Annotated in this window: 19 protein-coding genes and 1 pseudogene; 3 read left to right on the forward strand and 17 right to left on the reverse strand. The window is 74.2% G+C overall.

Annotated features, from left to right (window positions below; genetic code table 11):
* The 10 genes and pseudogenes from MTQ10_RS31470 to fabF all read right to left on the reverse strand — a co-directional run.
* Window positions 1-103 (reverse strand): annotated as a pseudogene (locus MTQ10_RS31470) (cell division protein SepF); the annotation flags it as partial.
* Between the two features lie 174 nt (window positions 104-277).
* Window positions 278-1,720 carry a class I adenylate-forming enzyme family protein gene (locus MTQ10_RS11765; RefSeq protein ID WP_247465780.1) on the reverse strand — a complete coding sequence of 481 codons (1,443 nt, stop codon included), beginning with the start codon at window positions 1,718-1,720 and terminating at the stop codon, window positions 278-280.
* A complete protein-coding gene (gene speB, locus MTQ10_RS11770) occupies window positions 1,717-2,667 on the reverse strand; it encodes an agmatinase (RefSeq protein WP_247465782.1) in 951 nt (316 codons plus the stop codon). Before speB ends, MTQ10_RS11765 begins: the two co-directional genes overlap by 4 nt.
* A gap of 90 nt (window positions 2,668-2,757) precedes the next feature.
* On the reverse strand, window positions 2,758-3,528 hold the full coding sequence (fabI, locus tag MTQ10_RS11775) for an enoyl-ACP reductase FabI (protein ID WP_247465784.1): 771 nt from the start codon (window positions 3,526-3,528) through the stop codon (window positions 2,758-2,760).
* A gap of 84 nt (window positions 3,529-3,612) precedes the next feature.
* On the reverse strand, window positions 3,613-3,699 hold the full coding sequence (locus MTQ10_RS11780; protein ID WP_247465822.1) for a class III lanthipeptide: 87 nt from the start codon (window positions 3,697-3,699) through the stop codon (window positions 3,613-3,615).
* 90 nt (window positions 3,700-3,789) lie between these two features.
* A complete protein-coding gene (locus MTQ10_RS31605) occupies window positions 3,790-3,876 on the reverse strand; it encodes a class III lanthipeptide (protein ID WP_247465822.1) in 87 nt (28 codons plus the stop codon).
* Between the two features lie 90 nt (window positions 3,877-3,966).
* A complete protein-coding gene (locus tag MTQ10_RS31610) occupies window positions 3,967-4,053 on the reverse strand; it encodes a class III lanthipeptide (RefSeq protein WP_356758435.1) in 87 nt (28 codons plus the stop codon).
* Between the two features lie 117 nt (window positions 4,054-4,170).
* Window positions 4,171-6,771: a class III lanthionine synthetase LanKC gene (lanKC, locus tag MTQ10_RS11785; RefSeq protein WP_247465786.1), complete on the reverse strand. Its 2,601-nt coding sequence runs from the start codon at window positions 6,769-6,771 to the stop codon at window positions 4,171-4,173.
* Window positions 6,768-7,469 (reverse strand): GNAT family N-acetyltransferase, encoded by a 702-nt coding sequence (locus MTQ10_RS11790; protein WP_247465787.1) that lies wholly within the window; start codon window positions 7,467-7,469, stop codon window positions 6,768-6,770. The genes lanKC and MTQ10_RS11790 overlap by 4 nt, the downstream gene beginning before the upstream one ends.
* Window positions 7,463-8,755: a beta-ketoacyl-ACP synthase II gene (gene fabF / locus MTQ10_RS11795; protein ID WP_247465789.1), complete on the reverse strand. Its 1,293-nt coding sequence runs from the start codon at window positions 8,753-8,755 to the stop codon at window positions 7,463-7,465. Before fabF ends, MTQ10_RS11790 begins: the two co-directional genes overlap by 7 nt.
* A gap of 252 nt (window positions 8,756-9,007) precedes the next feature.
* On the opposite strand from fabF, the gene MTQ10_RS11800 reads away from it, so the two are divergent.
* Both MTQ10_RS11800 and MTQ10_RS11805 read left to right on the forward strand, forming a co-directional pair.
* A complete protein-coding gene (locus tag MTQ10_RS11800; RefSeq protein WP_247465791.1) occupies window positions 9,008-9,955 on the forward strand; it encodes a ribonucleotide-diphosphate reductase subunit beta in 948 nt (315 codons plus the stop codon).
* Between the two features lie 83 nt (window positions 9,956-10,038).
* Window positions 10,039-10,278, forward strand: a complete 240-nt coding sequence (locus MTQ10_RS11805; protein ID WP_247465793.1) for an acyl carrier protein — start codon at window positions 10,039-10,041, stop codon at window positions 10,276-10,278.
* A gap of 83 nt (window positions 10,279-10,361) precedes the next feature.
* On the opposite strand, the gene MTQ10_RS11810 is transcribed toward MTQ10_RS11805, so the two are convergent.
* From MTQ10_RS11810 to MTQ10_RS11830, 5 genes are all read right to left on the reverse strand, one after another.
* Complete coding sequence (locus MTQ10_RS11810; RefSeq protein WP_247465796.1) at window positions 10,362-11,942, reverse strand: MFS transporter; 1,581 nt, start codon at window positions 11,940-11,942, stop codon at window positions 10,362-10,364.
* The gene (locus tag MTQ10_RS11815; protein ID WP_247465800.1) at window positions 11,939-12,838 is read right to left on the reverse strand and encodes an ACP S-malonyltransferase; all 900 of its coding nucleotides are present in this window, start codon (window positions 12,836-12,838) and stop codon (window positions 11,939-11,941) included. Before MTQ10_RS11815 ends, MTQ10_RS11810 begins: the two co-directional genes overlap by 4 nt.
* 38 nt (window positions 12,839-12,876) lie before the next feature.
* Window positions 12,877-14,589, reverse strand: coding sequence for a thiamine pyrophosphate-binding protein (locus MTQ10_RS11820; protein WP_247465803.1), 1,713 nt, complete (start codon window positions 14,587-14,589; stop codon window positions 12,877-12,879).
* A complete protein-coding gene (locus MTQ10_RS11825; protein ID WP_247465806.1) occupies window positions 14,586-15,827 on the reverse strand; it encodes an aldehyde dehydrogenase family protein in 1,242 nt (413 codons plus the stop codon). Before MTQ10_RS11825 ends, MTQ10_RS11820 begins: the two co-directional genes overlap by 4 nt.
* 92 nt (window positions 15,828-15,919) lie before the next feature.
* Entirely contained in the window at window positions 15,920-17,155 is a 1,236-nt protein-coding gene (locus MTQ10_RS11830) for an MFS transporter (protein ID WP_247465811.1), read from the reverse strand.
* Between the two features lie 173 nt (window positions 17,156-17,328).
* Between MTQ10_RS11830 and MTQ10_RS11835 the strand changes: the two genes are divergently transcribed.
* Window positions 17,329-18,597, forward strand: a complete 1,269-nt coding sequence (locus MTQ10_RS11835; RefSeq protein ID WP_247465814.1) for a helix-turn-helix domain-containing protein — start codon at window positions 17,329-17,331, stop codon at window positions 18,595-18,597.
* Here the strand turns inward: MTQ10_RS11835 and MTQ10_RS11840 are convergent.
* On the reverse strand, window positions 18,587-19,237 hold the full coding sequence (locus MTQ10_RS11840; protein WP_247465816.1) for a hypothetical protein: 651 nt from the start codon (window positions 19,235-19,237) through the stop codon (window positions 18,587-18,589). The two genes, MTQ10_RS11835 and MTQ10_RS11840, sit on opposite strands and share 11 nt — an antisense overlap.
* A gap of 386 nt (window positions 19,238-19,623) precedes the next feature.
* A complete protein-coding gene (locus tag MTQ10_RS11845; RefSeq protein ID WP_247465819.1) occupies window positions 19,624-21,369 on the reverse strand; it encodes an FAD/NAD(P)-binding protein in 1,746 nt (581 codons plus the stop codon).
* Between the last annotated feature and the right edge of the window lie 313 nt (window positions 21,370-21,682).

Raw genomic sequence — 21,682 nt, forward strand, 5'->3', positions numbered from 1 at the left:
GGCAGCGGTGGTCCACCTGCGACGGCCATGCGTCGCGACCGCGCAGGGGTACGACCTGGGCGAGCCCTTCCCACTGTTCGTCGGTGACGTCGTGACGGTTCACCGGTTCCCCCCGATCTGGCTCGCTCTCACTTCGTGCACCGGCCAATTCTTACGCCAAGTCACCCGATCGGCCCAACTCCGACACGGCCGGACACCTGGTGTGACCGAAACCGGGTACCCGGGGTGCCGGAGCCGTGCCTGAACCGGACCTGTCCGGGCCCGTCCGGGCCGGCTCTCAGCGGGGCTCGGGCGGCAGGGCGAGGGCGGCGCGCAGGGCGTGGTTGTCGACCTTGCCGTTGGAGGTGAGGGGGAAGGCGGGGACGACGTGGACCGCGTTGGGCTGCTCGTAGTCGGCGAGGAGTGCGGCGAGCAGCGCGCGCCAGTGGCGGGGCGGCAGTTCGTCGGGGTCCTCGACGACGAAGTGCAGGGCGCAGCCGCGCCGGGCGTCGTCCACGGCGAGGACCTTGACCTGTCGTCCGCAGCCCTCCGCCTTTCTGGCCAGGCCCTCCGGGTAGAGGGTGAAGCCGAGCCGGTGCACGGCCTGGTTGCGGCCGACGACGTGGACGGTGCCGTCGGCGTCGAGACGGCCGAGGTCGGCGGTGGGGAACCAGGTGTCGCGGTCGACGGGGTGCAGGGTGCCGTCCGGGTCCAGGTAGCCCTCCATCAGGCCCGGGGAGCGCACCTCGATCTCGCCGGTCTCGCCGGGGGCGAGCGGTGTGCCGTCCGGGCCGGTGATCCGCAGGTCGACGCCGGGCAGGGGGCGCCCGCACCCGACGGGCGAGGTGGGGGTGGCGAGGGCGACGTTGCCGAGTTCGGTGAGGCCGTAGCCGTCGAGGAGGGGCAGGCCCATGTCCGCCGCGAAGGACGTCGCGAGGGAGGCGGGCAGGGGGGCTCCGCCGACGCCCCAGATACGGACGCCGGACAGGCCGGCGCGGAGTTCGGGGCGGCGGCGGCACAGGCCGAGGAGGGCGTGGTACGTGGACGGCGCGGCGTCGACGGCGGTGGTGCCGGCGCCGGCGGCGGTGGCCAGGGCGTGGTCGAGGCGCTGGTAGCGGGTGACGACCAGGGTGCAGCCGGCCAGCCACCACAGCAGGATCACGGAGAGCCCGTACTGGTGGGAGAAGGGCAGCAGCGGGGCGAGGACCTCGTCGTCGCGGTAGCCCATGGCGCGGATGGTGCGCAGGGTGTTGTCGTGGACGGCCCGGCCGGACTTCACGATGCCCTTGGGCCGGCCGGTGGTGCCGGAGGACCACAGGACGAGGGCGTCGCGGCGGGCGAACCAGGCGGCGAGGTCGGGCCGGGCCCCGGCCGGCGGGGCGGCGCGGCTGCCGGCGCCGGTGAAGTGCAACATCCGGTCGGCGGGGAACGCGCCGGGCGCGGTGGCGTCGCACAGCATCCAGCGGGCGCCGGCCTGGGCGGCGGCGAGCCGGGCCTCGTCGGCGGTCTGCCGGTGGTCGACCGGGACGAGGGAGGTGTCCAGGTGCATGAGGGCGAGCAGGGCGACGACGTAGTCGGTCGAGTTGTCGCCGCGGACCAGGACGCGGTCGCCGGGGCGCAGTCCGCGGTCGTGGAACTCGCGTGCGGCGGCGGTGATCCGGCCGGCCAGGGTCTCGCCGTGCAGGGTGCCGGTGCCGTCGGTGAGGCGGGGGGCGGTGCCGCGGAGCGTGGTCTCGGTCATGGGTTTCCTCCCTGCCGCGTCGGCGCGAGGTGGACGGGGCGCTCCAGCAGGGGCGTGTGCGGGTCCCAGGGGCCGTCGGTGGCGTCGCGGCGGCGCCGGGCGATGCCGGAGAGGGTCTCCAGGACGATGCGGCTGCCGAGGTAGGCGGTGATCTCGGCGTGGTCGTACGGCGGTGACACCTCGACCACCTCGGCGCCGACGACGGGCAGTTCGTAGGCGACGCGGCGGACCGCGTCGAGGAGCTGGCGGGAGGTCAGGCCGCCGGGTTCGGGGGTGCCGGTGCCGGGTGCGTGGCCGGGGTCGACGACATCGACGTCGACGGACAGATACACGCCGTCGCAGTCCCGCATGGCGGTGGTGAACACCTCGGTGAGGCAGGCGTCCAGGCCCCGTGCGGTGATCTCGCTCATGTCGTACGAGCGCATGCCCTGGTCGGCCATCCAGCGCAGCGTCTCGGGTTCCGGGTAGTAGCCGCGCAGGCCGATCTGGAAGAAGCGGTCGCCGCGGACGGCGCCGCACTCGATGAGCTGGCGCATGGGTTTGCCGTGCCCGTACAGCGGGCCGGCCTCGACGTCGCCGGTGTCGGCGTGCGCGTCGAAGTGGATCATCGCGATGCGGCCGAAGCCGTGGTGGCGGGCGACGCCGCGCATGTCGGGAAGGGCGATCGTGTGATCGCCGCCGAGGACGACGGGGATCGCGCCGAGGCCGGCGACGAGACGGACGGCGGTCTCGATCCGGCGTACGGCGGAGGCGAGGTCGCCGGAGTAGCAGGGGACGTCGCCCGCGTCGTGGACGCGAAGCTCGGTGAGCGGGTCCACGCCGAGGGCGAGGCTGCGGCGTACGCCGTTGTGCGGCAGGTAGCAGGCCTGGCGGATGGCGGCGGGGCCGAACCGGGTGCCGGGGCGGTGGGTGGTGCCGCCGTCGAGCGGCGCCCCGAGGATGACCACGTCGGGGTCGGCCCGGGGTCGCGCATGTCGAGCCTGTCGACACCGAGGAAGGTGATGTCGGGGCCGAACAGGGAGCCGAGGTGGTGCATGTCAGGCTCCCATCATGTGGTGCCCGCCGTCCACGTGGACGATCTCCCCGGTGGTGGCGGGGAACCAGTCGGACAGCAGGGCGAGGCAGGCGCGGGCGGTCGGCTCCGCGTCGGCGGGGTCCCAGCCGAGCGGGGCGCGCCGCGCCCACTGCTGTTCGAATCCGGCGCCGTCGCCCCCGATGGCGCGGGCCGCGAGGGTGCGCAGCGGGCCGGCGGCGACGAGGTTGACGCGGACGCCGTCGGGGCCGAGGTCGCGGGCGAGGTAGCGGCCACAGGCCTCCAGGCCGGCCTTGGCGACGCCCATCCAGTCGTAGCCGGGCCAGGCGCGGGAGGCGTCGAAGTCGACGGCGACGACGGCGGAGCCGGGGTGCAGCAGCGGCCGGCAGGCGACGGCCAGCGCTTTCAGGGAGTAGGTGGAGGTGTGCAGGGCGGATGCCACATCGGGCCAGGGGGCGTCGAGGAAGCCGCCGTCCAGGCAGCTCGCCGGGGCGTGGGCGACGGCGTGCAGGACGCCGTCGAGTCGGTCGAGGTGGGCGCCGACGCGTTCGGCGAGCGTGGCGAGCTGGTCGTCGTCGGTGACGTCCAGGTCGACGACGGGGGCCTCGGCGGGCAGCCGGCGGGCGACGCGCCGGACCAGGGAGGGGCGGCCGTAGGCGGTGAGGACGACGCGGGCGCCCTGTTGCTGCGCGAGCCGGGCCACCGTGTACGCGATGGAACTCTCGCTGATCACTCCGGTGATCAGCAGTTGCTTGCCGTCGAGCAGGCCGCTCATCGGTCTCCTTCGTGCGGGGTGGTGCTGACCGGCGGGGGCCGGGCCTGCCCTGGCGTGGGCAGGCCCGGCCCCCGCTCAGCGGGTTCAGCAGCCGTTGCTGATGGTGCTGCCGAGCAGCTCGGCCTCGGCGGCCGGGACGTCGAGACCCTGAAGGTCGAGAACGTTCGCCATGACGGTCACCTCCTCTCGGGGTGGTGCGGAGCACGGCGGCGGGGTGTGCGCGCCGGCCGTGCTCCGGGACCGCTTTCGTCAACGGCGGGTTCAGCAGCCGTTGCTGATGGTGCTGCCGAGCAGCTCGGCCTCGGCGGCCGGGACGTCGAGACCCTGAAGGTCGAGGACGTTCGCCATGGGATGTGCCTCCTCTCCGGGCTGCGGGGAACGCGGTCGTACGGCGTGCGATGCCGGGGCGCGTTCCGTGGTGCGGGCGTCGAGAGACCGTCAGCAGCCGTTGCTGATGGTGCTCGACAGACGCTCGGCCTCGGCGGCCGGAACCTCCAGACCCTGAAGGTCGAGAACGTTCGCCATGAGAAATGCCTCCTCTCCGCGGTGTTCGGGTCCGTCCCGCTGTGTGCGGGTGCGGACCGGGGTGACCGGTGGGCCGGCGGCCGACCGGAGACTGGGGGGCGCACAGGGGCGCCGGGGTCACGCCCGCGGTGCGGGCGGCGGGGCCAGGAAGGGCAGGAAGCCGCGGTTGCCGTCGAGAGCCGCGGACAGCGCGAGCAGGATGCCCGCGGAGCCGGTCGCGAGGTCCATGGAGAGCCTGCGCAACTGCTCGCCGGGGAAGGCGATGTGGCCTCGGTAGCTCATGGCGTGCCAGTGCAGCCGGGCCAGGTGCCGTGCCACGGCGGGGTCGATGCCCTCGCCCACGGTGCCCTCGGCTCCCCTGCGTCGCCCGCGCAGGGACGCGAGCGTGGCGAGCAGTCCGGCGCGGCCCGCGAACAGGTGGGGTTCGATGACGAACTCCGGCTCGGCGCCCCGCGCGAGCGCGGGCAGGGCCTCCGAAAGGCGCGGGTCGGCGCGGTGGGCGAGCACCTGGTCGGCGACGAGCGCGATGCCCGCGCCGCCGACCTCCAGGTACGGCAGCAGCCGGTAGCCGGCGTCGGCCTGGAGCGAGCCGTCGGCGCCCTGCTCGCACAGGTCGAGATCGTGGTGGAGCGCGGTGACCGCGAGGTCGAGGTGGGCGCTGTCGCCGGTGTCCTCGTACAGCCGGAGGAAGAACAGGGCGGGGCCGCTCCAGCCGCGCAGCAGTCCGGCGCGGGCGCCCTGGTCGCCGCCGCGGACGATACCGGGTGCGGTGCCGGCGCGTACCGCGTCGGCGGTGCGGCGGGCCAGCTCCAGCGCGGCCCGGCGGTGGCGCGTGTCGCCGGTGCGGCGGGCGAAGTGCAGCAGGTTCAGGCCGATGCCCGCCATGCCGTGGAACAGGCTGACGTCCCGCATCCCGGGCACGGTGTCGGCGCAGCCGTCCAGCAGCCGCAGGGCGGCGTCACGGTGGCCGAACTCCTCCAGTACGTGGGCGATGCCGTGCCGTCCGCTGTAGAAGCCGGGGCGGGGGTCGGTGGAGCGGGCGGCGGCGTCCAGCAGCCACCGCTCCAGGTCCCGGTGGCGTCCGGCGCCGCTGGTGTGCAGCGCCCACAGCACTCCGGCGGCGCCGTACGCCATGTTGAGGCCGTCGGTGTGGAACTGGCGCACGTCGCCGGGGAAGAGCCGGTCGGTGCGTTCCGGGGTGGCACTGAGCAGGATCGCCTGGGCGACGGACTTGCGCAGCACCTCCCAGTCCTGGCCGGCCGGGGCGGGCTCGCGCAGGGCGGCGGGCACCTTCTCCAGCGTGGCGGGAAGCGGCTCGAGTTCGCGTCGTACGGCGTCCAGGCTGCCGGGTTCGAGACCGAACCGGCGTTCCGCCTCGGCGACTTGGCGGGCGGGGCGGGCCGGGTCCAGTTCGGACAGGTGGGTGAGGGGGAACAGCACCCACAGGCGGAGCGCGGCCAGCGCGTGCCGGTCGATGGCGAAGCCGGTCTTGCCGCGGGCCATGAAGCCGGGGTGGCCGAGGCCGAGCCGGTCGGCGTCGGCGACGGGCACGGCCAGCTCGAAGTCGACGAGGAAGACGCGGTCCTCGTCGTCGACGAGGAGGTTCGCCGGGTGCAGGTCGCCGAAGACGACCCCGCGTGCGTGCACGGCGTCGACGAGCTGTTCGATGCGGTCGACGAGGGCCAGGGCGCGCCGGGCGTAGGCGGCGAGCCTGTCGTCGTCCGCGTCGGCGCGGGTCAGCGGGTAGTTGCGGGCCAGCCAGGCCTGGAGGGTGTCGCCGGGCATGTGCTCGACGGCGAGGAAGTGGTGCTCCCAGACCTGGTGGTGGCCGTACAGCTCGGGCACGCCGGGGATGCCGGCGAGCAGCCGCATCGCGCGGGCCTCGCGGTGCAGACGGGCGACGGCGTCGGTGCCGGCGCCGTCGAGACCGGCGTGCGGGCGGGCCTCCTTCAGGACGACGGGCCGTCCGTCGGTGTGCCGGGCCGCGTAGACGCCTCCGCCGTTGGAGAAGTGCAGGGCGCGTTCGACGGTGTAGGGGAAGTCGGCGGCCTGTCCGGCGGACTGCCGTGCGGCGAGGTGCGGCTCGAGGAACTCGGGGAGTGCGACCCAGTCGGGCAGGTCGAACACGGGGCGCCTGCGGTCGGGTACGAGGACGCCGTCGGGCCGCTCGATCGCGGGCACGGGGTTGCCGTGCTCGTCGGGGCAGTAGCGGGTGACGAAGCCGCCGTAGCGCACGTGCAGGGGGCCGTTCCCCCAGCGCAGGTCGGTGAGGATGTACGGGCCGGGTTCGCCGTCCAGCGCGGGCGCCAGGTCCTCCAGGACGCGCCGCAGCTGTGTCTCGTCCTCGGGGTAGATCGTGACGAGTTTGCCGCTGGCGGAGCGGGGCGCGTACTTCAGGCTGTGCGCGCTCACCACGGAGCGGCTGCGCAGGAACTTGAAGGGCACGCCGAGGCGGACGCAGTGGGCGGTCGCGATGTCGACGACGCGCTGGGCGTTGTCGGGCAGGCCGGAGATGTGGATCTTCCAGCCCTGCGGGGGCATGGTGTGCCCGGTCGGCAGGTACACCACCCAGACGCCGCGGTCGCGGCGCTCCCAGCCGTCGGGGACGGGCCCGTGGGTCTGGGTGAAGGCGGTGCCGTCGGTGCCGGCGCGGCTGCCGGTGTCGTAGAAGACGGGGTCCGCCTGGCAGTACGCCTCTGCGGGGGGCCTGGAGTTCATCGGGCCTCGTGCTCCTTCGTCGATGCGGCGGGCGCGGTCGCCTCGGCCAGCAGCAGCCGCAGGGAGGTCTCGGCGTCCGGGCGGCTCAGGTGGGTGCGCAGCAGGTCGCGGGCCTCCGCCTTGTCCTTCTCCGGGATCAGGTCGGGGCCGACGAAGCTGGGCGAGGTCCGGGTGAGGATGTCGACGGCCTCGTAGTACTCGTGGCGCAGCAGGGACCACACGGCGGCGTGGTGGTAGGCGCCGTCGAGGAAGAAGTAGTCGCGCAGGATGCCTTCGAGGACGAAACCGGCGCGGATGACGAGCCGCAGCACGCCCTTGTTGTAGAGGGCGGTCGTGAACTGCATCCGGTGGGCGTTGAGCGAGTGGAACAGGTGGTCCAGGAGGAGGTCGAAGGCCTCCGCTCCCAGGCCGCGCTGCCACATGGCGGGGTCGCCGATGGCGCCGCCGATGGTGTAGTTGCCGGCCGGTCCGGACTGCCGGTAGTTGACGGTGCCGATGGTGCGGCCGTCGCGGTCGCGGACGGCGAACTGCCGTATGCGGCCGGAGTCGTTGAGCTGCCGGAGGGTCTCGGGGGTGGCGTACTCCTGGGTGTCGGCGGTGAGCACGGCCGTCGGCGAGGTCGGGCCGAGCCATTCGGCCATCAGCTCGTAGTCCGCGTCGGTGGGCCGTACGAGGCTGACCAGTCTGCCTTTCAGCACGCGTCCTCCTGGTGTCCCTCGGGCGAGCCGGCGGCCGGCCGTTCGCGGACGACGAGGACCGCGTTGTGGCCGCCGAAGCCGAACGAGTTGCTCAGGGCGACACGGGTGCGCCGGCGGCGGGCCCGGTGGGGGACGTAGTCCAGTCCGGGGTCCTCCGGGTCGTCGCAGTTGACGGTGGGCGGGATCACGCCGGTGCGGACGGTCTGCACGGTGGCGATCAGCTCGACCGCTCCTGCGGCGCCGATCATGTGACCCGTCATCGACTTCAGCGAGCTGATCGGGACGCGTGGGGCGTGCTCGCCGAACACCTCGCGCACGGCGGCGCTCTCGATGCGGTCGTTGAGCGGGGTGCTGGTGCCGTGGGCGCAGATGTAGTCGATGTCGCCGGGTGTCACGCCCGCGTCGTCGAGGGCGTCGGTCATCGCCTGTCTGACGGCGACGCCTTCGGGGTGCGGGTGGGTGGCGTGGTAGGCGTCGGTGGTGACGCCGTATCCGGCGATCTCGGCGAGGATCCGGGCGCCGCGCCGCTCGGCGTGCTCGGCGGCCTCCAGCACGACCACGCCGGCGCCGGCGCCCATGACGAAGCCGTCGCGGGCCCGGTCGAAGGGGCGGCTGGCGCGTGCCGGGTCGGTGCTGCGGGACAGCGCCCCGACGTTGGCGGCGGCGGCGAGGTCGAGGGGGTTGACGGCGTCGTCCGAGCCGCCGGCGACGACGACGTCGGCGTAGCCGTGCCGGATGAGGCGCAGCGCGTCGCCGATGGCGGTGGCGCCGGTGGCGCACGCGGCGACGAGCGCGCCGGACGGGCCGCGGGCGCCGAGGTGGGCGGCGATCTCGGCGGAGGCGCTGTCCAGGGAGCCGCCCGCGGCGAGATACGGGGTCATGGCGCGACGTCCGCCGCGGTCGAGGTCGAGGACGGCGGCCAGGGTCATCTGGCCGGGCCCGTAGCCGGAGCCGACGAGGACGGCGGTGCGCGGGGCCAGCTCCTCGGTGACCTCCAGTTTCGCCTGGTCGGTCGCCTCCAGGGCAGCGGCGAGCGCGAACTGGGCGTAGCGGTCGAGCCGGCGGGCGGTCCGGTTGGGCATGTAGGCCCGCGGGTCGAAGCCGGTGATCTCGCCGGCGAGCGGCGTGGGCAGGGTGTCCGCGTCGTACCGCGTGATCCGCCGGATGCCGCTGCGGCCGTCGGTCACGGCGGCCCAGAAGTCCTGAACGGTGTGCCCGACCGGGGAGATCACCCCGGTCCCGGTGACGACCACACGCCGGTCGCCCCGCTGACTGTCCCTGGCCACCTGTCGGTTCTCCTCTCTCGTCCGGGCGGATCGCGTTGCCCGCGGCGGTGGGCCGCGGTCGCCGGTCCGACCCGGCAACGGAACCTTGACTCACAACGCCGAAGCTTGTCAACAAACTTGACTCATGAGTTTCGATTCATGACTCTTGACCAACAGACAGATACCGCCGGACATTGACGCGCCGTCATCATTGCGGCTTCAATGCGAGCATATGGACTGTCATACTCTTTACAAACAGTCATTGGAGTTGACATGACTCGCTGGAGCACACTGCTGCTCGACGACGCGTCGCTGGCGCAGATGCCGGAACTTCCGGTCGATCACGTACTGCGCCACGCCGACCTGGTGACGGCCCAGCAGCCCAAACCCCAGGCGCTGTACGAGCGCTGGGAGAAGCAGCAGTGGAACGCGCAGGCCATCGACCTCGAACAGGACCGGCTGGACTACGAGAAACGGCTCCCCCGCGACGCCCGCAAGGCGCTGGAGGAGTCCATCGCCACCTTCATCATCGGCGAGTACACCGGCCTCGACCTGCTCGCACCGATCCTCACCGGCGCCCCCGAGGAGATCGACCACCTCTACCTCGGCACCCAGATCGCCGACGAGACCCGCCACACCCAGCTCATGCTGCGGCTCGGCGAGGAGGTCCTCGGCCTCGACCCGGACCCCAAGCGGATGCTGGTCCAGGCGTGGAACATGTGCACCCCGCCGCACCGGGCGCTCAGCCGGCTGGAGACGGAGATCATCCGCGAGATCCAGCACCGGCCCAGCGACTACGAGGCATGGCTGCGCACGGTCGCCCTGTTCCACCTCATCTCCGAGGGCGTCCTCGCCCTCGTCGGACAGCGCGCCATCGTGCGGTCCCTGCACGACATCCCGATGCTGCCCGGCGTCAAGGCCGGCTTCACCGCGATGTGCCGGGACGAGTCACGGCACGTCAGCTTCGGACTGCACGCGCTGCGGCAGGGCGTGCGCGAGGGCTACACCGAGGCCATCTGCGACGTCATCGAGCAGGCCGCGCCCCTCGCCCTGCGCATCGAGGAGGGCGGCGCCGTCGAGGACGCCCCCGAGGGCACGAGCATGCGCGACCTCGGCATCGACAGCCTGCGCCGGCAGCTGCGCCTCATCGGCGTCGACGACGTGTTCGCCGAGCACGTCGTCGGCCTGGTGACCCGGCCCGCCCCCGCCGAGGGCCACTGAGGAGACCGGCGCGCGGTCCCCGCACGCCCCACCCGACCGGGCCGAGCCCGTCCCGTCACACCGAGAAGATCCAGGAGAAACACATGACCCGCGAAGAGATCGTCCGAGGCCTCGCCGAGATCCTCAACGAGGTCGCCGACGTCGAGCCCGCCGACGTCGCCGAGGACAAGTCCTTCACCGAGGACCTCGACGTCGACTCCCTCGCCATGGTGGAGGTGATCGTCTCCATGGAGGAACGCTTCGGCGTCCGCCTGCCCGAGGAAGAGCTGAAGGAGCTGCGGATGGTGGCCGACCTCGTCACCCGCGTCGAGAAGCAGCTCTGAGCGGTACCGGCCGCTGAACGGCACACACGGCACGGCGCGTTCGGTGCGGCTCCCCACGGCGGAGGCGCACCGAACGCGCCGGGTCACTTCCCGCGCGGGGCGAACGTGTACGACCACGACCACACCGTGTCCACGACGTACACGGTGAGCCAGGTCTTCCCCACCCACTCCGGGGCGCCGAAACCCCACAGGGCGGTCTCGCCGACGGCGAAGAGCACGGTGTGCACGCACCAGCCCCGCCGCTCCCGCCGGGCCCGCTCCTCGCCGGACCGACGGAGGTCCCGGTCCGGCGGTACGACGGGCCTGTCGGGGGCGTGTTCCTCCGGTACGACGGGCCTGTCGGGGGCCCGCTCCTCCGGTACCGCAGTCTCTGCGGGCGTCGGCTGCTCCCGTACGGCGGACTCGGCGACGCCCCGCTCCCCCGGTACGGCGGGCTTCTCCGGCGCGCTCCCCTCCCGTACGGCGGGACCCGGCGCCCGCTCCTCCGCCGGCAGCCCCAGCGCCCGCAGCGCGTACGGCACGAGCGCCGCCCCGGCCGACGAGGCGACGGCCGCCGCCGCGCACGCCCAGACCCAGCCGGCCGCCTCGTACAGGCCGCCCAGCGCCGTCGCGCCCGCCGTGACGCCCGCCAGCCGCGCGGCCTCGTAACGGCCCATGCCGCGGCCGGGCCGGTCGCCCGCCGCCGCGAAGACGGTGGCCTGCTCGACGGGGACCTGTACGGCGAAGCAGCCGGCCGCGAGCGCCCACAGCACGGCGATGCCGACGGGCGAGGGCACCACCGCGAGCCCCGCGGCGAACAGCGCGCCCGCGACGAACGCGACGACCATCGTCCGCTCCCGCCCGAGCCGCCCGCTCACCCGGTGGGCGTGGTCCGGCGCCATGACGTACACGAGGAAGCCCGGGCAGAACACGCCCATCACCTCCGTCGGCGACAGCCCCTGGCCCTGCAACCGCACCAGCAGGATCAGCCACAGCCCCGCCTCACCACCGGCGGTGACGGCCGCGACGGCCAGGAGGGGCAGCGTACGGCGTGCACGCCGGCGGCCCGAGCCCGTGCCGCCCGTGCCGCCCGGTGCGGCGGACGCGCCGCGCGCCGGGCCGGGGGCCGTGGCGAGCAGCGCGGCGGCGACGGCGCAGGCGGCGGCTCCGGCCCAGAACACCGACCGGTAGCCGGAGTTGCCCAGCAGCACGAACGCGATCACATAGCCGAACAGCGCCCCCCGGCCCTCCGCCGCCAGCAGGGCGCCGTACGCCCCCACCCGGTCGGGGCCCTGCTCGCCGGCCCAGGTGCGGACCGCCACCCAGAACAGCGCGCCCGCCGCGCCGCCCACCGCCGACGCCGCGAAGGCGACCGGCAGCGGACACGCGGTGAGGTCGGCGACGGCATAGCCCGCGCAGGACAGGGCGTACCCGGCGGCGCCCGTCGCGGCCACCGTGCGCCGGTCGAGACGGTCCGTCAGTTCGCCCGCCACAGGGCGTACGAGCAGTGACACGGCCGCCTCGACGGCGATCAGCGCGCCGGTGGCGGCGGGACCGACGTGCAGCACGGCGGCGGCCCACAGCGGCAGCAGGAAGTCCAGCACCTCGGCGGGGGCGCCCGCGAGGGACGCCGCCCGCAGCAGCCGGGACGGTCCGGGCACGGCGGGCGGGCGCGCCTCGCTCATCGCAGCGCCGACCTGGGCGTGATCACCTTCGTGGGGAAGGACCGGTCGGTGATCCGGGCGAACATGTTGCGGGGGGCCGGGATCCACACCTCCTGGACGCCGCCCGTGCGCATGCCGCGCAGCACCGTCTCCCAGTGCACGGGGGTGGTCCAGCCGTCGAGGAGGTCCTGTTTGATCTCCTCCGGGTCGGTGAGGAGGCGGCCGTCCACGTCGGACAGGAACGGCACGGTGGCCTCGTGCCATTCGATGCCGCCGTAGACCTCGTCGTGCAGCCGTTTCCGCAGCCCGCCGACGGCGGAGCAGTGCTCGGCGCGGTTCATCGTGTAGAAGGGGAAGCCGCCCTCCTCGCGGACCCGCTGCTCGAACCGGGCGAGGGTGGTCAGTTCGGCGGACACGGCGTGCACCTGCTCGTCGAGGATGACGGACAGTTCGGCCCACTCGCCGCGGGCGCGGACCTCCGCGAGCAGCCGGTCCACGGTGTCGTGGGGCAGCCGGTAGAAGAAGTGGCAGCCGAGGGGTTTCTCCAGCGAGTCGAACCACTCGGTCTCGACGACCACGCTGCGGCGGACGAGCCGCAGGGCCTCCTCGTAGCTGAGGGCGCCGCAGCGGACGGCGGCCATGAACGAGCCGAAGCTCTGGCCGCCGCACAGCGAGGGCGCCCTGCCGTACATCTCCTCGGCCCGGTCCGCGAGGGCGAGGGTGAGGGCCATGTAGCCGGCCTCGTACACCTCCCAGTCGTAGATGGAGGCCTCGCGGTAGGCGTCGGCGAGGGTGTAGCCGAGGATCTCGTCGGCGCGGGCGAAGCGGCGCCGGGCGTGCGGGTCGGTGGTCACGAAGTCCCGGATGGCGTCGTAGCCGCTGGGCACGAGGCCGGGGAAGAACATCACGGTGGACATGGGGGGCGTGCTCTCTCGTCGGGTGCCGGGCTGCGGTGTCACTGGTCCTCGCGTACGGGGAAGTCCCCGGCGGCACCGGCCATGCCGGGCGGCTGGTCGGCGAGGGCGACGCGTACCTCGACGACGGCGGACGTGCCGCGGGCGCAGCACTCCCATGCCTCCCGCAGGGCGGGTTCGAGGGCGTCGGGTGTGGTCACGGACCAGTGGCCGAGGCCGTGGGCACGGGCGAGAGCTGCGTTGCCGGTGGGCCGGTCGGCGGTGAACGCGAAGCGGGAGCCTGGGCCGCTGACCCGGTCGAGGTTGGTCTGGAGCCAGCCGTAGCCGCCGTTGTCGAGGACGATGTAGAGGACCGCGGCGCCCGCGTCGGCCACGGTGGGCAGTTCGGCGCGGAAGAGGTGGAAGGCGCCGTCGCCGCACACGGCGGCCACGGGCCGGTCACCGGAGGCGAGTTTGACGCCGACGGCCGCGGCGGCGCCGAAGCCGAGCGGGGTCTGTTCGCTGGGGACGACGGAGCCGCCGGCCGTGCCGCACGACCAGTGGGGGTAGTAGTACGACCACATGTCCTGAAGTCCGTTCTCCTGGACGAGGACGCGGTCGGCGGGCACGGCCCGGTCGAGGGCGGTGAGGACCTGGGCGACGGTCGGACCGCCGCCGGGCACGGCGGCCTCGGCGTCGGCGGCGCGCCGGGCGGCGCGTTCGGCGAGGAGGCGGCGTACGTCCCGTATGCGCTCGGCCCACTTCTCGTCGGGGCGGTGTCCGTCGAGGAGGCCGGTCCAGGCGTCCACGGTGCGGGCGACGTCGCCGAGGACGTGCATGCCGGGCGTACCGGTGACGACGGAGTCCTCGGCGGCGACGACCTGGACGACGGGCAGGCCGGCGCGGTCGGGCCAGCCGAACGTCGCGGTCTCCTCCAGGCGGCTGCCGAGGGCGATCACGAGGTCCGTCTCCTCCCACAGGCGGGCGGCGGGCTCGACGGTGTACAGGCCGGAGACGCCGCAGTGGAGCGGGTGGTCCTCGTCGAGGGTGCCACGGCCGGAGGCGGTGGTGAACAGGGCGGCGCCCAGCAGGCCGGCGAGGCGTTCGACGGACCGGTCGTGGTTGCGGTGCCGGGCTCCCCCGCCGACGAGCAGCAGTGGGCGGCGGGCGGCGGCGATCAGCCGCGCCGACTGCTCCAGCGCGTCGGGGTCGGGGGCGAGCCGGTGGGGGGCGGCGGTGCGCCAGGGCGCTGCGACGGTGACCGGCAGTTGGGCGATGTGGTCGGGGATCTCCAGGTAGACGGGGCCGGGTGTGCCGTTGACGGCGGTCAGGGCGGCCTTCTCCAGGGCGGCGGGGAGCCGTTCGGGCCGGTCGACGCGTTCGGCGTGCTTGGTGAACGGGCGGACGGCGGCGAGCTGGTCGAGTTCCTGGAAGGCTCCGGTGCCCACCCGGTCCAGGCCGGTGCCGCCGGCGACGAGCAGTACGGGCGCGGCGGAGGAGGAGGCCTCCAGCAGGCCGGTGAGGGTGTTGGTGACGGCGGGCCCCTTGCCGACGGTGCACACGGCGAGCCGGCCGGAGGCGAGGGCGTGGCCGGTGGCCATGTGGACGGCGTTGCGCTGGTCGCGGCAGAGGACCATGCGGACGGGGGTGTCCTCCAGGGCTCCGAGGAGGTCCATGTCGTCGCCGGGCAGCCCGTAGACGGTGGTGGTGCCCTGGTGGCGGAGCCAGTCGGCGACGGCCGCCCAGGCGGTGTGGTGGGTGGTGGGGGTGGTCATCGGGCCGCCTTCGGGAAGTGTTCCGCGACGGCCTTGGAGACGAGGACGGGTTCGGCCCTCAACTCCCCGGCGACGCTGATGTAGTTGGCCTGGCGTCCGTAGCCGCCGAAGGGGGCGTTGCCGTCGTCGATGCTGAGGAGGGTGGTGTCGACGGTGACGGTGGTACGGCGGCGCAGTGCCGCGGTCAGGCGCGGTGCCGTGCCGTAGACGCTGGAGCCGAGGGCGCGTTCGGTGAAGACGCCGGTGGTGAGGGTGGCGGCGAGGTCGTCCTCGTCGTGGTAGCCGACGACGTTGAAGACGGGGGCGAAGAACTCGGGGACCTGGGTGCGGGGGGTGACCTCCCCGCCGACGGCGACGGCCGGTTCGATGCGCCGGGTGCGGAAGTCGACGGCGCCGCCGTGGACGATGCGGCCCCGGTTGCGGGCGAGGTAGAGGGCGGCTTCCTCCAGGGCGCCGTCGTAGAAGATCGGCCCGTAGTCGGCGAGGGGGTCGTCGCAGGGGCCGTAGCGCAGGCCCTTCAGTTCGGTGACGAGGCCGTCGACGAACGCGTCGAGCAGGTCCTCGTGGACGCAGAACAGGTCGGGGCCGAGGCAGTCCTGGCCGGAGTTGAGCGTGCGGATCTCCACGGCGTCGCGGACGGCGCGGGCGAGGTCGGCGCCGGGGGCGACGACGAAGGGGTTGACGCCGGAGCCGAGGAACAGGAACAGCTGCTCGGGGCGGAGGCGGGCGCGGATCTGTTCGGCGTTGGCGTACGTGCCGGTGAACACGACGGCCTCGGCGGGCTCGACGTGGTCGCGCATGAAGCCGCGCTGGCTGGCCGTGGACAGCTCGACGGGCAGGCGGTGGTGTTCGGCGAGCAGGGCGTGCAGGCGGACCATCTGGTCCTTGACCTGGCTGGACGGCCGGAACACGACGTGTTCGGTGTAGAGCGCGGGCACCAGCAGGTACAGGACGTACGAGTAGAGCATGACGTTGGACGGCATGAAGACGGCGAGGCGCGGCACGCGGGGCGGGCGGTGGCGTTCCATCTCGCCGAGCGCGCCGTCCAGTGTGGCCACGGCCGCCTCGATCTCGTAGCCGGCGGCGCGATGGGTGGAGATCTCGCAGAGCAGCTCGTGCACCGCGCGGGGATGGTCGGTGAGGAAACGCCGGACCCGCCGCAGAGCCTGGAGGCGGTCCGCGAAGGGGATGCCCTCCGCCCCGACCGCCGTACCTGACCGGTCGACAACGTGTGTCATTCGTCCCCCTCACGATGGAAGTACATGAGGAAGTAGAGTCAACAACTTGTCATTCATTGTCAAGAAGAGTCAAGCGGGCCGTCCCGCCGGTCTCACAGATCCCGCAGCCCCGGCGCGGCCCAGCAGCAGGCGACGACCGTGAGATAGACCGCGGCGACGGCGAGGACCGCCCAGGACAGCCCGAGGCCGCCGACGAGCGCCACGGTGGCCGAGGCGCCCAGCGGCACGGCGGTCTGCGCCAGCGTGTCCACCGAGGCCGTGACCCGCCCGTACTGGCCCTGCGGCACGTGCCGTTGGAGGGCGGCCGTGCGGACCGGTCCGACCGGTGCCGCGACGGCCCCCAGCACCGCCAGCAGCGCCGCCCCCACCGGGACCGGCGGCAGGGTCGCGAACGCGGCGAGCAGCAGCCCGGCGAGCAGGCCGGAGCGCAGATAGACGGCGCGGCGGCCGAAGCGGTGGCCGACGGCGGCGAAGCCCAGCGTGCCGGCGACGGTGCCGACACCGAACGCCGCGAGCAGCAGACCCAGTTGGGCGGGGCCGTCGGGGCTGCGGTAGGCGTACGTCACGAGGATCACCCCGGAGATCCCGCTGTCGAGCGCGTTGAACACGGTGGACGAGACGGTGAGGGTGCGCAGCAGCCGGTGGCCGCGCAGGGTGCGCAGCCCGGCACGGAGTCCGGCCACATAGCTCTCGGCGGGCCGGGGCCCGGCGGGCGTGGCCGCGGCGGGGACGCGGCAGGCGATGACGAGGGCGGCCACCGCACAGGCCCCCGCGTCGAACAGCAGGGCGCTGTCCGCGCCCAGGAACCCGACCGCGGCGCCGCCGAGCGGGGCGCCCAGCAGATGGGCGGTCTGGTGCACGCCGCCCAGCAGGGCGTTGGCCCGCTCCAGCGGGGTGCCGGCGGCCTCGGCGAGACCGGCGGTGAGGCCGGTGACGGCCGCCGCGCCGGGGACGTCGAGCAGGCTCGCGGCGAGCACCAGCGCGGTGAGCGCGGGGAAGTGCAGCATCCCGAGGGAGTGCAGCAGGGGTATGCAGGCCGCCGCGGCGCCGCCCACCGCGTACGAGGCCACGGCCATGGCCCGGAAGCCCCAGCGGTCGACGAGGGGGCCGGCGACGAGGCCGGTGGCGGCGGTGCCGACGGCGACGGCCGCGACGACGATGCCGGTGCGGGTGACGCTGCCGGTGGTCCGCAGCACGAACCAGGGGACGGCGACCAGCATCATGGCCTCCCCCAGCGCGCCGACCGCGACCGCCGTCAACAGGGCGCCGAGGTCGCCGTTCCGCCTCCCGCGGACCCCCCGCTCCTTCACACTTATTGACTTATGCATAACTGTAGTATGACTGGGTAAGGGTGGGGCGATGACTTCGATTTCGGGGGCGAGGTCGGGACGGACGGCAATTACGGCCGCAGTGACCATGACACTCAGTGGTCGGCGATAGACTCAGATGTCATGGTCAGTGTTGGGTCGTACGGCTCACTTCACCTCAGCGAGCGATCTTGATGGTCGAACAACCAGAGTTCGGGAGGCGATTGCGGGAGATCCGCAGCGCGCGCGGACTGTCCCAGTCGGACGTCGCGGGGAAAGGACTGTCCCCCAGCTACATCTCACTCGTCGAGAGCGGCAACCGCACTCCCAGCCCCAAGGCGGTCCGGGCTATCGCGGAACGCCTGGGCGTCACGGTCGACGACCTCACGGCCCCCGCCCCGCAGGAGCGGCAACGCGTCCACCGCGTCGAGGTGGTGGGCCGGCTCATCGCCGCCCGGTCGCTCCAGGCGGCCGGTGACCTCGCACGCGCCCGCGAGGAACTCCTCGACGTCGTACGGCAGGCCGGCGACTCCGGGCTGGACGAGATCCGCTGGGAGGCCGGCTGGGAACTCGCCCTCGTCCTCGGCCGGCTCGGCCGCGACGAGGAGCACGAGGAGGCCCTGCGGTCCCTGCTGGCCGACCCCCTCACCGGCTCCTCCCCGCTGCTGCGCGCCCGGGTCGCCGTGGAGACCGCCGACATGCTGCGCCGCACGGGCCGCCTCTCCGAGAGCGTCCGCCTCGCCGAGGAAGCCCTGGAGGGCGTCCCGGCCGACGCCGCGGAACGCGTCCAGGCCCAGATCAGCCTGCTGTCCGGCCGGCTGGAGAGCGGCGAGTGGGAGCGGGCCGCCGGCCTGTGCGAGGAACTGCTCGCCTCCGCCGAGACCCTGCCGCCCGGCCAGCTGCGGGCCACCGCCCTGTGGGTCGCCGCCGAGCACCGCTTCGCCATGGGCGACACCGAGCAGGCCCTCACGCTCGTGGACCGCGCCGTCTCCCTCACCGGCCCCGACGCCGGCACGGGCACCCGCGTACGCATGCTGTGGGCGGCTGCACTGCTCCACCTCGCCGCCGGCCGCGACGACACGGCCGACGCCCTGACGGAACGCACCGGACAGACCGTCACCGTCCTCGGCACCCCCGCCGACGCGGCACGCCTCGCGATGCTGCGCACGCTCACCGCGTACCGCCGCGGCGACGTCGAGGACGCCCTGGAGCAGGCCCGGACGGCCGCGGCGACGGACGCCGAACTGCCCCCGCTCGACCGGGCGCGCTGCGCCCTGGCCGGGGCACGCGCCCAGCGGGCGGCCGGCCACCGCTCCGCGGCGGAGGCCGGCTACCGGACCGCCGCCGCGCTGTACGAGACGGCCGGGGCATTCCGTTCCGCTGCGGCGGTGTGGCGGGAGCTGAGCGTCCCGGACGGCGCTCCCTCCGGCGCGGCCGACCCGCTGGCGGTCGTCACCCCGTGACACAGCTCGCGAGCCTGGCACGCGCCCGCCACACACGGACGCTGCCCATCGGGAGGGACGTGGCGGCGGCGGCCACCCGGCCGCGGTCCCCGTCGGACAGGTCGACGACATAGGCGCGGCGCGGGCAGTGCCCTCCGCCGGGCAGCGGCTCGGGCACGAGCACCTCGCCGTTGCGCCGGCCCAGGGCGTCCACCTGTGCCGCGAGGGAGAGTCTGCCGGGGCTCGCCAGCCGCAGCGCGGCCTCTTTCCTCACCCACAGCCTGGTCAGGAACCACGAGCGGCGATGGCGCGGCACGGTGTCCGCCATCCGGCGTTCCGCGTCGGTGTACGGCAGCAGCGCCGCTCCCTCCAAGGCCGGCGGCACGGGATGCCCGCTGAGCGCGACCTCCGCGCCGGGGGCGATCGCGACGGCGAGCGCGCCGTCGTCCCGGCAGACGTACAGCCCGGCCGACAGGCCGTCCACGCGCAGCCGCCCGTGGCCGTCACGGCCGAGGGCTATCTCGTCACGGGGCCGGCCGAGCACGTCCGCCAGCAGCGACCGCGTGCCGTCCTCGGTGCCGTCGCCGCACATCCGCGCGCCGCCCCGGGCGGCCCACCGCCGCTCGTCCGCAGGACCGGGCACCCCGGAGGTCCCGGACATCTCGCCGAACGCTCCGGCCGTTCCGGATGCTCCGGACGTTCCAAGTGCTCCGAAGGAGAGCACATGCAGCTCGCCGTCTTCTATGCCACAGAGCTTTCCGGGGTCCCATGCCCCCGGCTCACCCACTCCAGTCTGCAACTGTTCCCCCTTCGCAGCCGTGGTCAAGGGCTGCTTCTGTGCTGTTCTCGGACACGGTGCGCTCGGCTCACTGGTCGTGCGAGCGATCGCGCGGCAGCCGCCTCTCGCCCGTCCCGAGCGACGGCGTACGGCCCTCGGATCCGAGGAGTGGAAGTCGGTCTCCCCTTGGTCGATCACAGGCTAACCTCTCGTCGAATCACCGGTGACCGAGGTTCCGGTACGTCCCTCACGGCCTTTCTGACGATCCGTCACAAAGCGCCGAGAGCGCATCTCGCGACGGCGTCGTTCTGGCGGAAGAAGGCCGCGTCGGTACCTGCTCTCGGGAACTGCGCGGGCCCGGCCACGGTCCGGTCCCGGTGGACGCGGCCGTCCGCGCCGACGGGGTGCAGCGCCGGGCCGTGCAGCCGCAGCAGCCCCGCGCCCGCTCCCGCCTCCTGATCCTCCGTCAGCTCGCCTCGGCCGGCGAGCGCCCGGATCAGCGGATTGCCGGCGTCCTTCGCCCCGCCCGGCTCCATGCGGGCCTCCAGCAGGACGGCCGCCTCGTGCACCACGGGTACGGCCGGGCTGTGCGCGCGGACCACGTGGCGCCCGTCGTCCCCGGGGACCGTCTCCACCCTCGTGCCGGGGCCGGTGAAGGTGACGACGCCCGCCTCGGCCAGGGCCAGCAGCTGCTCGGCGCGCAGCACGGGCGGGCCGGAGCTGAGGAACGCCCCGAAGGAGAACCGCTCCAGTGCCTCCGCCACGTCCGGGGCGGCCATCTCACCGGACCGCCACAGCTCCTCCACGACCGCCCCGGTCGCGGCGAGTGCGCTCACCACGGCGGCCTCCGCGCCGCCCGCCGGGTCCGTGCGCCGCCGCAGCGCCTGCCGCATATGGGCGAGGACGTCCCGCTGAAGGGCGTCGGGACCGCTCCACCGCCGCCCGGCGAGGGGCGCTTCGAGCCGGGCCAGGTCCAGCCGGTCGGCGGGGTCGGGCACGGCGGAGCGGATCAGCTGCGTCTGCCTGGGGTCGCCCGGCGGCAGGGAGCGGAACCGCTCGTCGAACTCCTCCCAGCGGAGCGTGACCCGGCCCGGCCTGCGGGACCACAGGGCGCGGTACCAGCGCCAGGTCAGCTCCGCCACGACCAGCGGCCACACATCGGCTCTGAAGGAGGCGCCGGGCCGGGCGAGGCGTTCCCGGCAGGCGGCGAGCGTCGCGATGCGCGGCGGCTCGTACGGCTCGTCGGCCGCCGCTCGAGGCGCGGGCCTCGGCGGCAGGGGCACGCCCCGCCGGGAGCCCGCGACGAGGCGCGGCTCCCTGCCGGACGGCACGTACCGCAGCCGCCCGTCCTCGCGGAGGAAGCGGCCACCGCGGCCCTGCGTCAGCAGGATCGCGCAGTCGACGAAGACGAGGCCGAGGCCGCGGGTGACGACGGCAGCGCCCGGCGGGATCGCGTCGAGCCGCTCCGGGTCGGCCGGGCCCGGCCCGATCCGGGTGACGCCGGCGGGTGCGGGCGCGGGCCGCGCACCGAGATGTCCGGGGGCGATGACGACATGATCCACCTCCAGCGGCGCGGCGCCCTCCAGGACGACCCGCTGGGCACCGCCGGACCCGCCGGTGCGGACGACGTCCAGGGCGCGGGTGCGGTGCACGAACAGGCGGACTCCGTACGGGAGTCGGCCGGTGACCTCGTCGAAGAACCAGCGCAGATAGCGGCCCTGGTCCGCGCGTGCGGCGTACGCGCCGTCGTGGAAGGGCCCGCCGAGCCACTCCCCCGTGGTCGGGCCGGGCCGGGCCGGGCCCGCGCAGGTGACGGACGCGTCCGGGAACATGGTGACCTCGGCGGCGGCGGAGTTCATCCACAGCAGCCGGGGCTGATCGGTATGCCAGGTGCGCCCGGCGCCCGGCGGGTACGGATCGACCACGTGCAGGTCGAGGCGGGCGCCCGCGAGGACCTCCGGCGCGTTGGCGAGGATCCGCTCGACCACCGAGGCGCCGCGGGGGCCGCAGCCCACCACGCAGATCCTGCGGGGCGCGGTGGCCCGGCCGGTGCGGGAGGTGCCGCGTCCGGTGCCGGAGGTGCCGCGTCCGGTGCCGGAGGTGCCGCGTCCGGTGCGCCGGGGCGATGCGTCGGCCGGTGGTGCTGGGGCCGGGTCGGAAGGTGCGGGTGGACCTTCGTGGCTTCGGTCGACTGCCGTGTTCATGTTTCCCCGTTGTCGTTCTCGGTTCTTGTGCCGTGCGGTCGGTCGGTCTGTCTGCGCGGCCCGGGTACGGCGTCCCGTGGCCGGCTGCCGGGGGGCCGGGGCCGGTCGTGGTATGTCTCTTATA

The sequence above is a fragment of the Streptomyces sp. XM83C genome (genome assembly GCF_023072675.1).
GTDB classification, from domain to species: Bacteria; Actinomycetota; Actinomycetes; order Streptomycetales; family Streptomycetaceae; genus Streptomyces; species Streptomyces thermocoprophilus.

Coding starts and splice junctions, on each gene's coding strand:
- MTQ10_RS11765 (WP_247465780.1), bottom strand. CDS start 1,720: ATGACCGAGACCACGCTCCGCGGCACCGCCCCCCGCCTCACCGACGGC.
- fabI (WP_247465784.1), bottom strand. CDS start 3,528: ATGAGCGGCCTGCTCGACGGCAAGCAACTGCTGATCACCGGAGTGATC.
- MTQ10_RS11780 (WP_247465822.1), bottom strand. CDS start 3,699: ATGGCGAACGTTCTCGACCTTCAGGGTCTCGACGTCCCGGCCGCCGAG.
- MTQ10_RS31605 (WP_247465822.1), bottom strand. CDS start 3,876: ATGGCGAACGTCCTCGACCTTCAGGGTCTCGACGTCCCGGCCGCCGAG.
- MTQ10_RS31610 (WP_356758435.1), bottom strand. CDS start 4,053: ATGGCGAACGTTCTCGACCTTCAGGGTCTGGAGGTTCCGGCCGCCGAG.
- lanKC (WP_247465786.1), bottom strand. CDS start 6,771: ATGAACTCCAGGCCCCCCGCAGAGGCGTACTGCCAGGCGGACCCCGTC.
- MTQ10_RS11800 (WP_247465791.1), top strand. CDS start 9,008: ATGACTCGCTGGAGCACACTGCTGCTCGACGACGCGTCGCTGGCGCAG.
- MTQ10_RS11805 (WP_247465793.1), top strand. CDS start 10,039: ATGACCCGCGAAGAGATCGTCCGAGGCCTCGCCGAGATCCTCAACGAG.
- MTQ10_RS11810 (WP_247465796.1), bottom strand. CDS start 11,942: ATGAGCGAGGCGCGCCCGCCCGCCGTGCCCGGACCGTCCCGGCTGCTG.
- MTQ10_RS11815 (WP_247465800.1), bottom strand. CDS start 12,838: ATGTCCACCGTGATGTTCTTCCCCGGCCTCGTGCCCAGCGGCTACGAC.
- MTQ10_RS11820 (WP_247465803.1), bottom strand. CDS start 14,589: ATGACCACCCCCACCACCCACCACACCGCCTGGGCGGCCGTCGCCGAC.
- MTQ10_RS11825 (WP_247465806.1), bottom strand. CDS start 15,827: ATGACACACGTTGTCGACCGGTCAGGTACGGCGGTCGGGGCGGAGGGC.
- MTQ10_RS11830 (WP_247465811.1), bottom strand. CDS start 17,155: ATGCATAAGTCAATAAGTGTGAAGGAGCGGGGGGTCCGCGGGAGGCGG.
- MTQ10_RS11835 (WP_247465814.1), top strand. CDS start 17,329: ATGGTCGAACAACCAGAGTTCGGGAGGCGATTGCGGGAGATCCGCAGC.
- MTQ10_RS11840 (WP_247465816.1), bottom strand. CDS start 19,237: ATGTCCGGGACCTCCGGGGTGCCCGGTCCTGCGGACGAGCGGCGGTGG.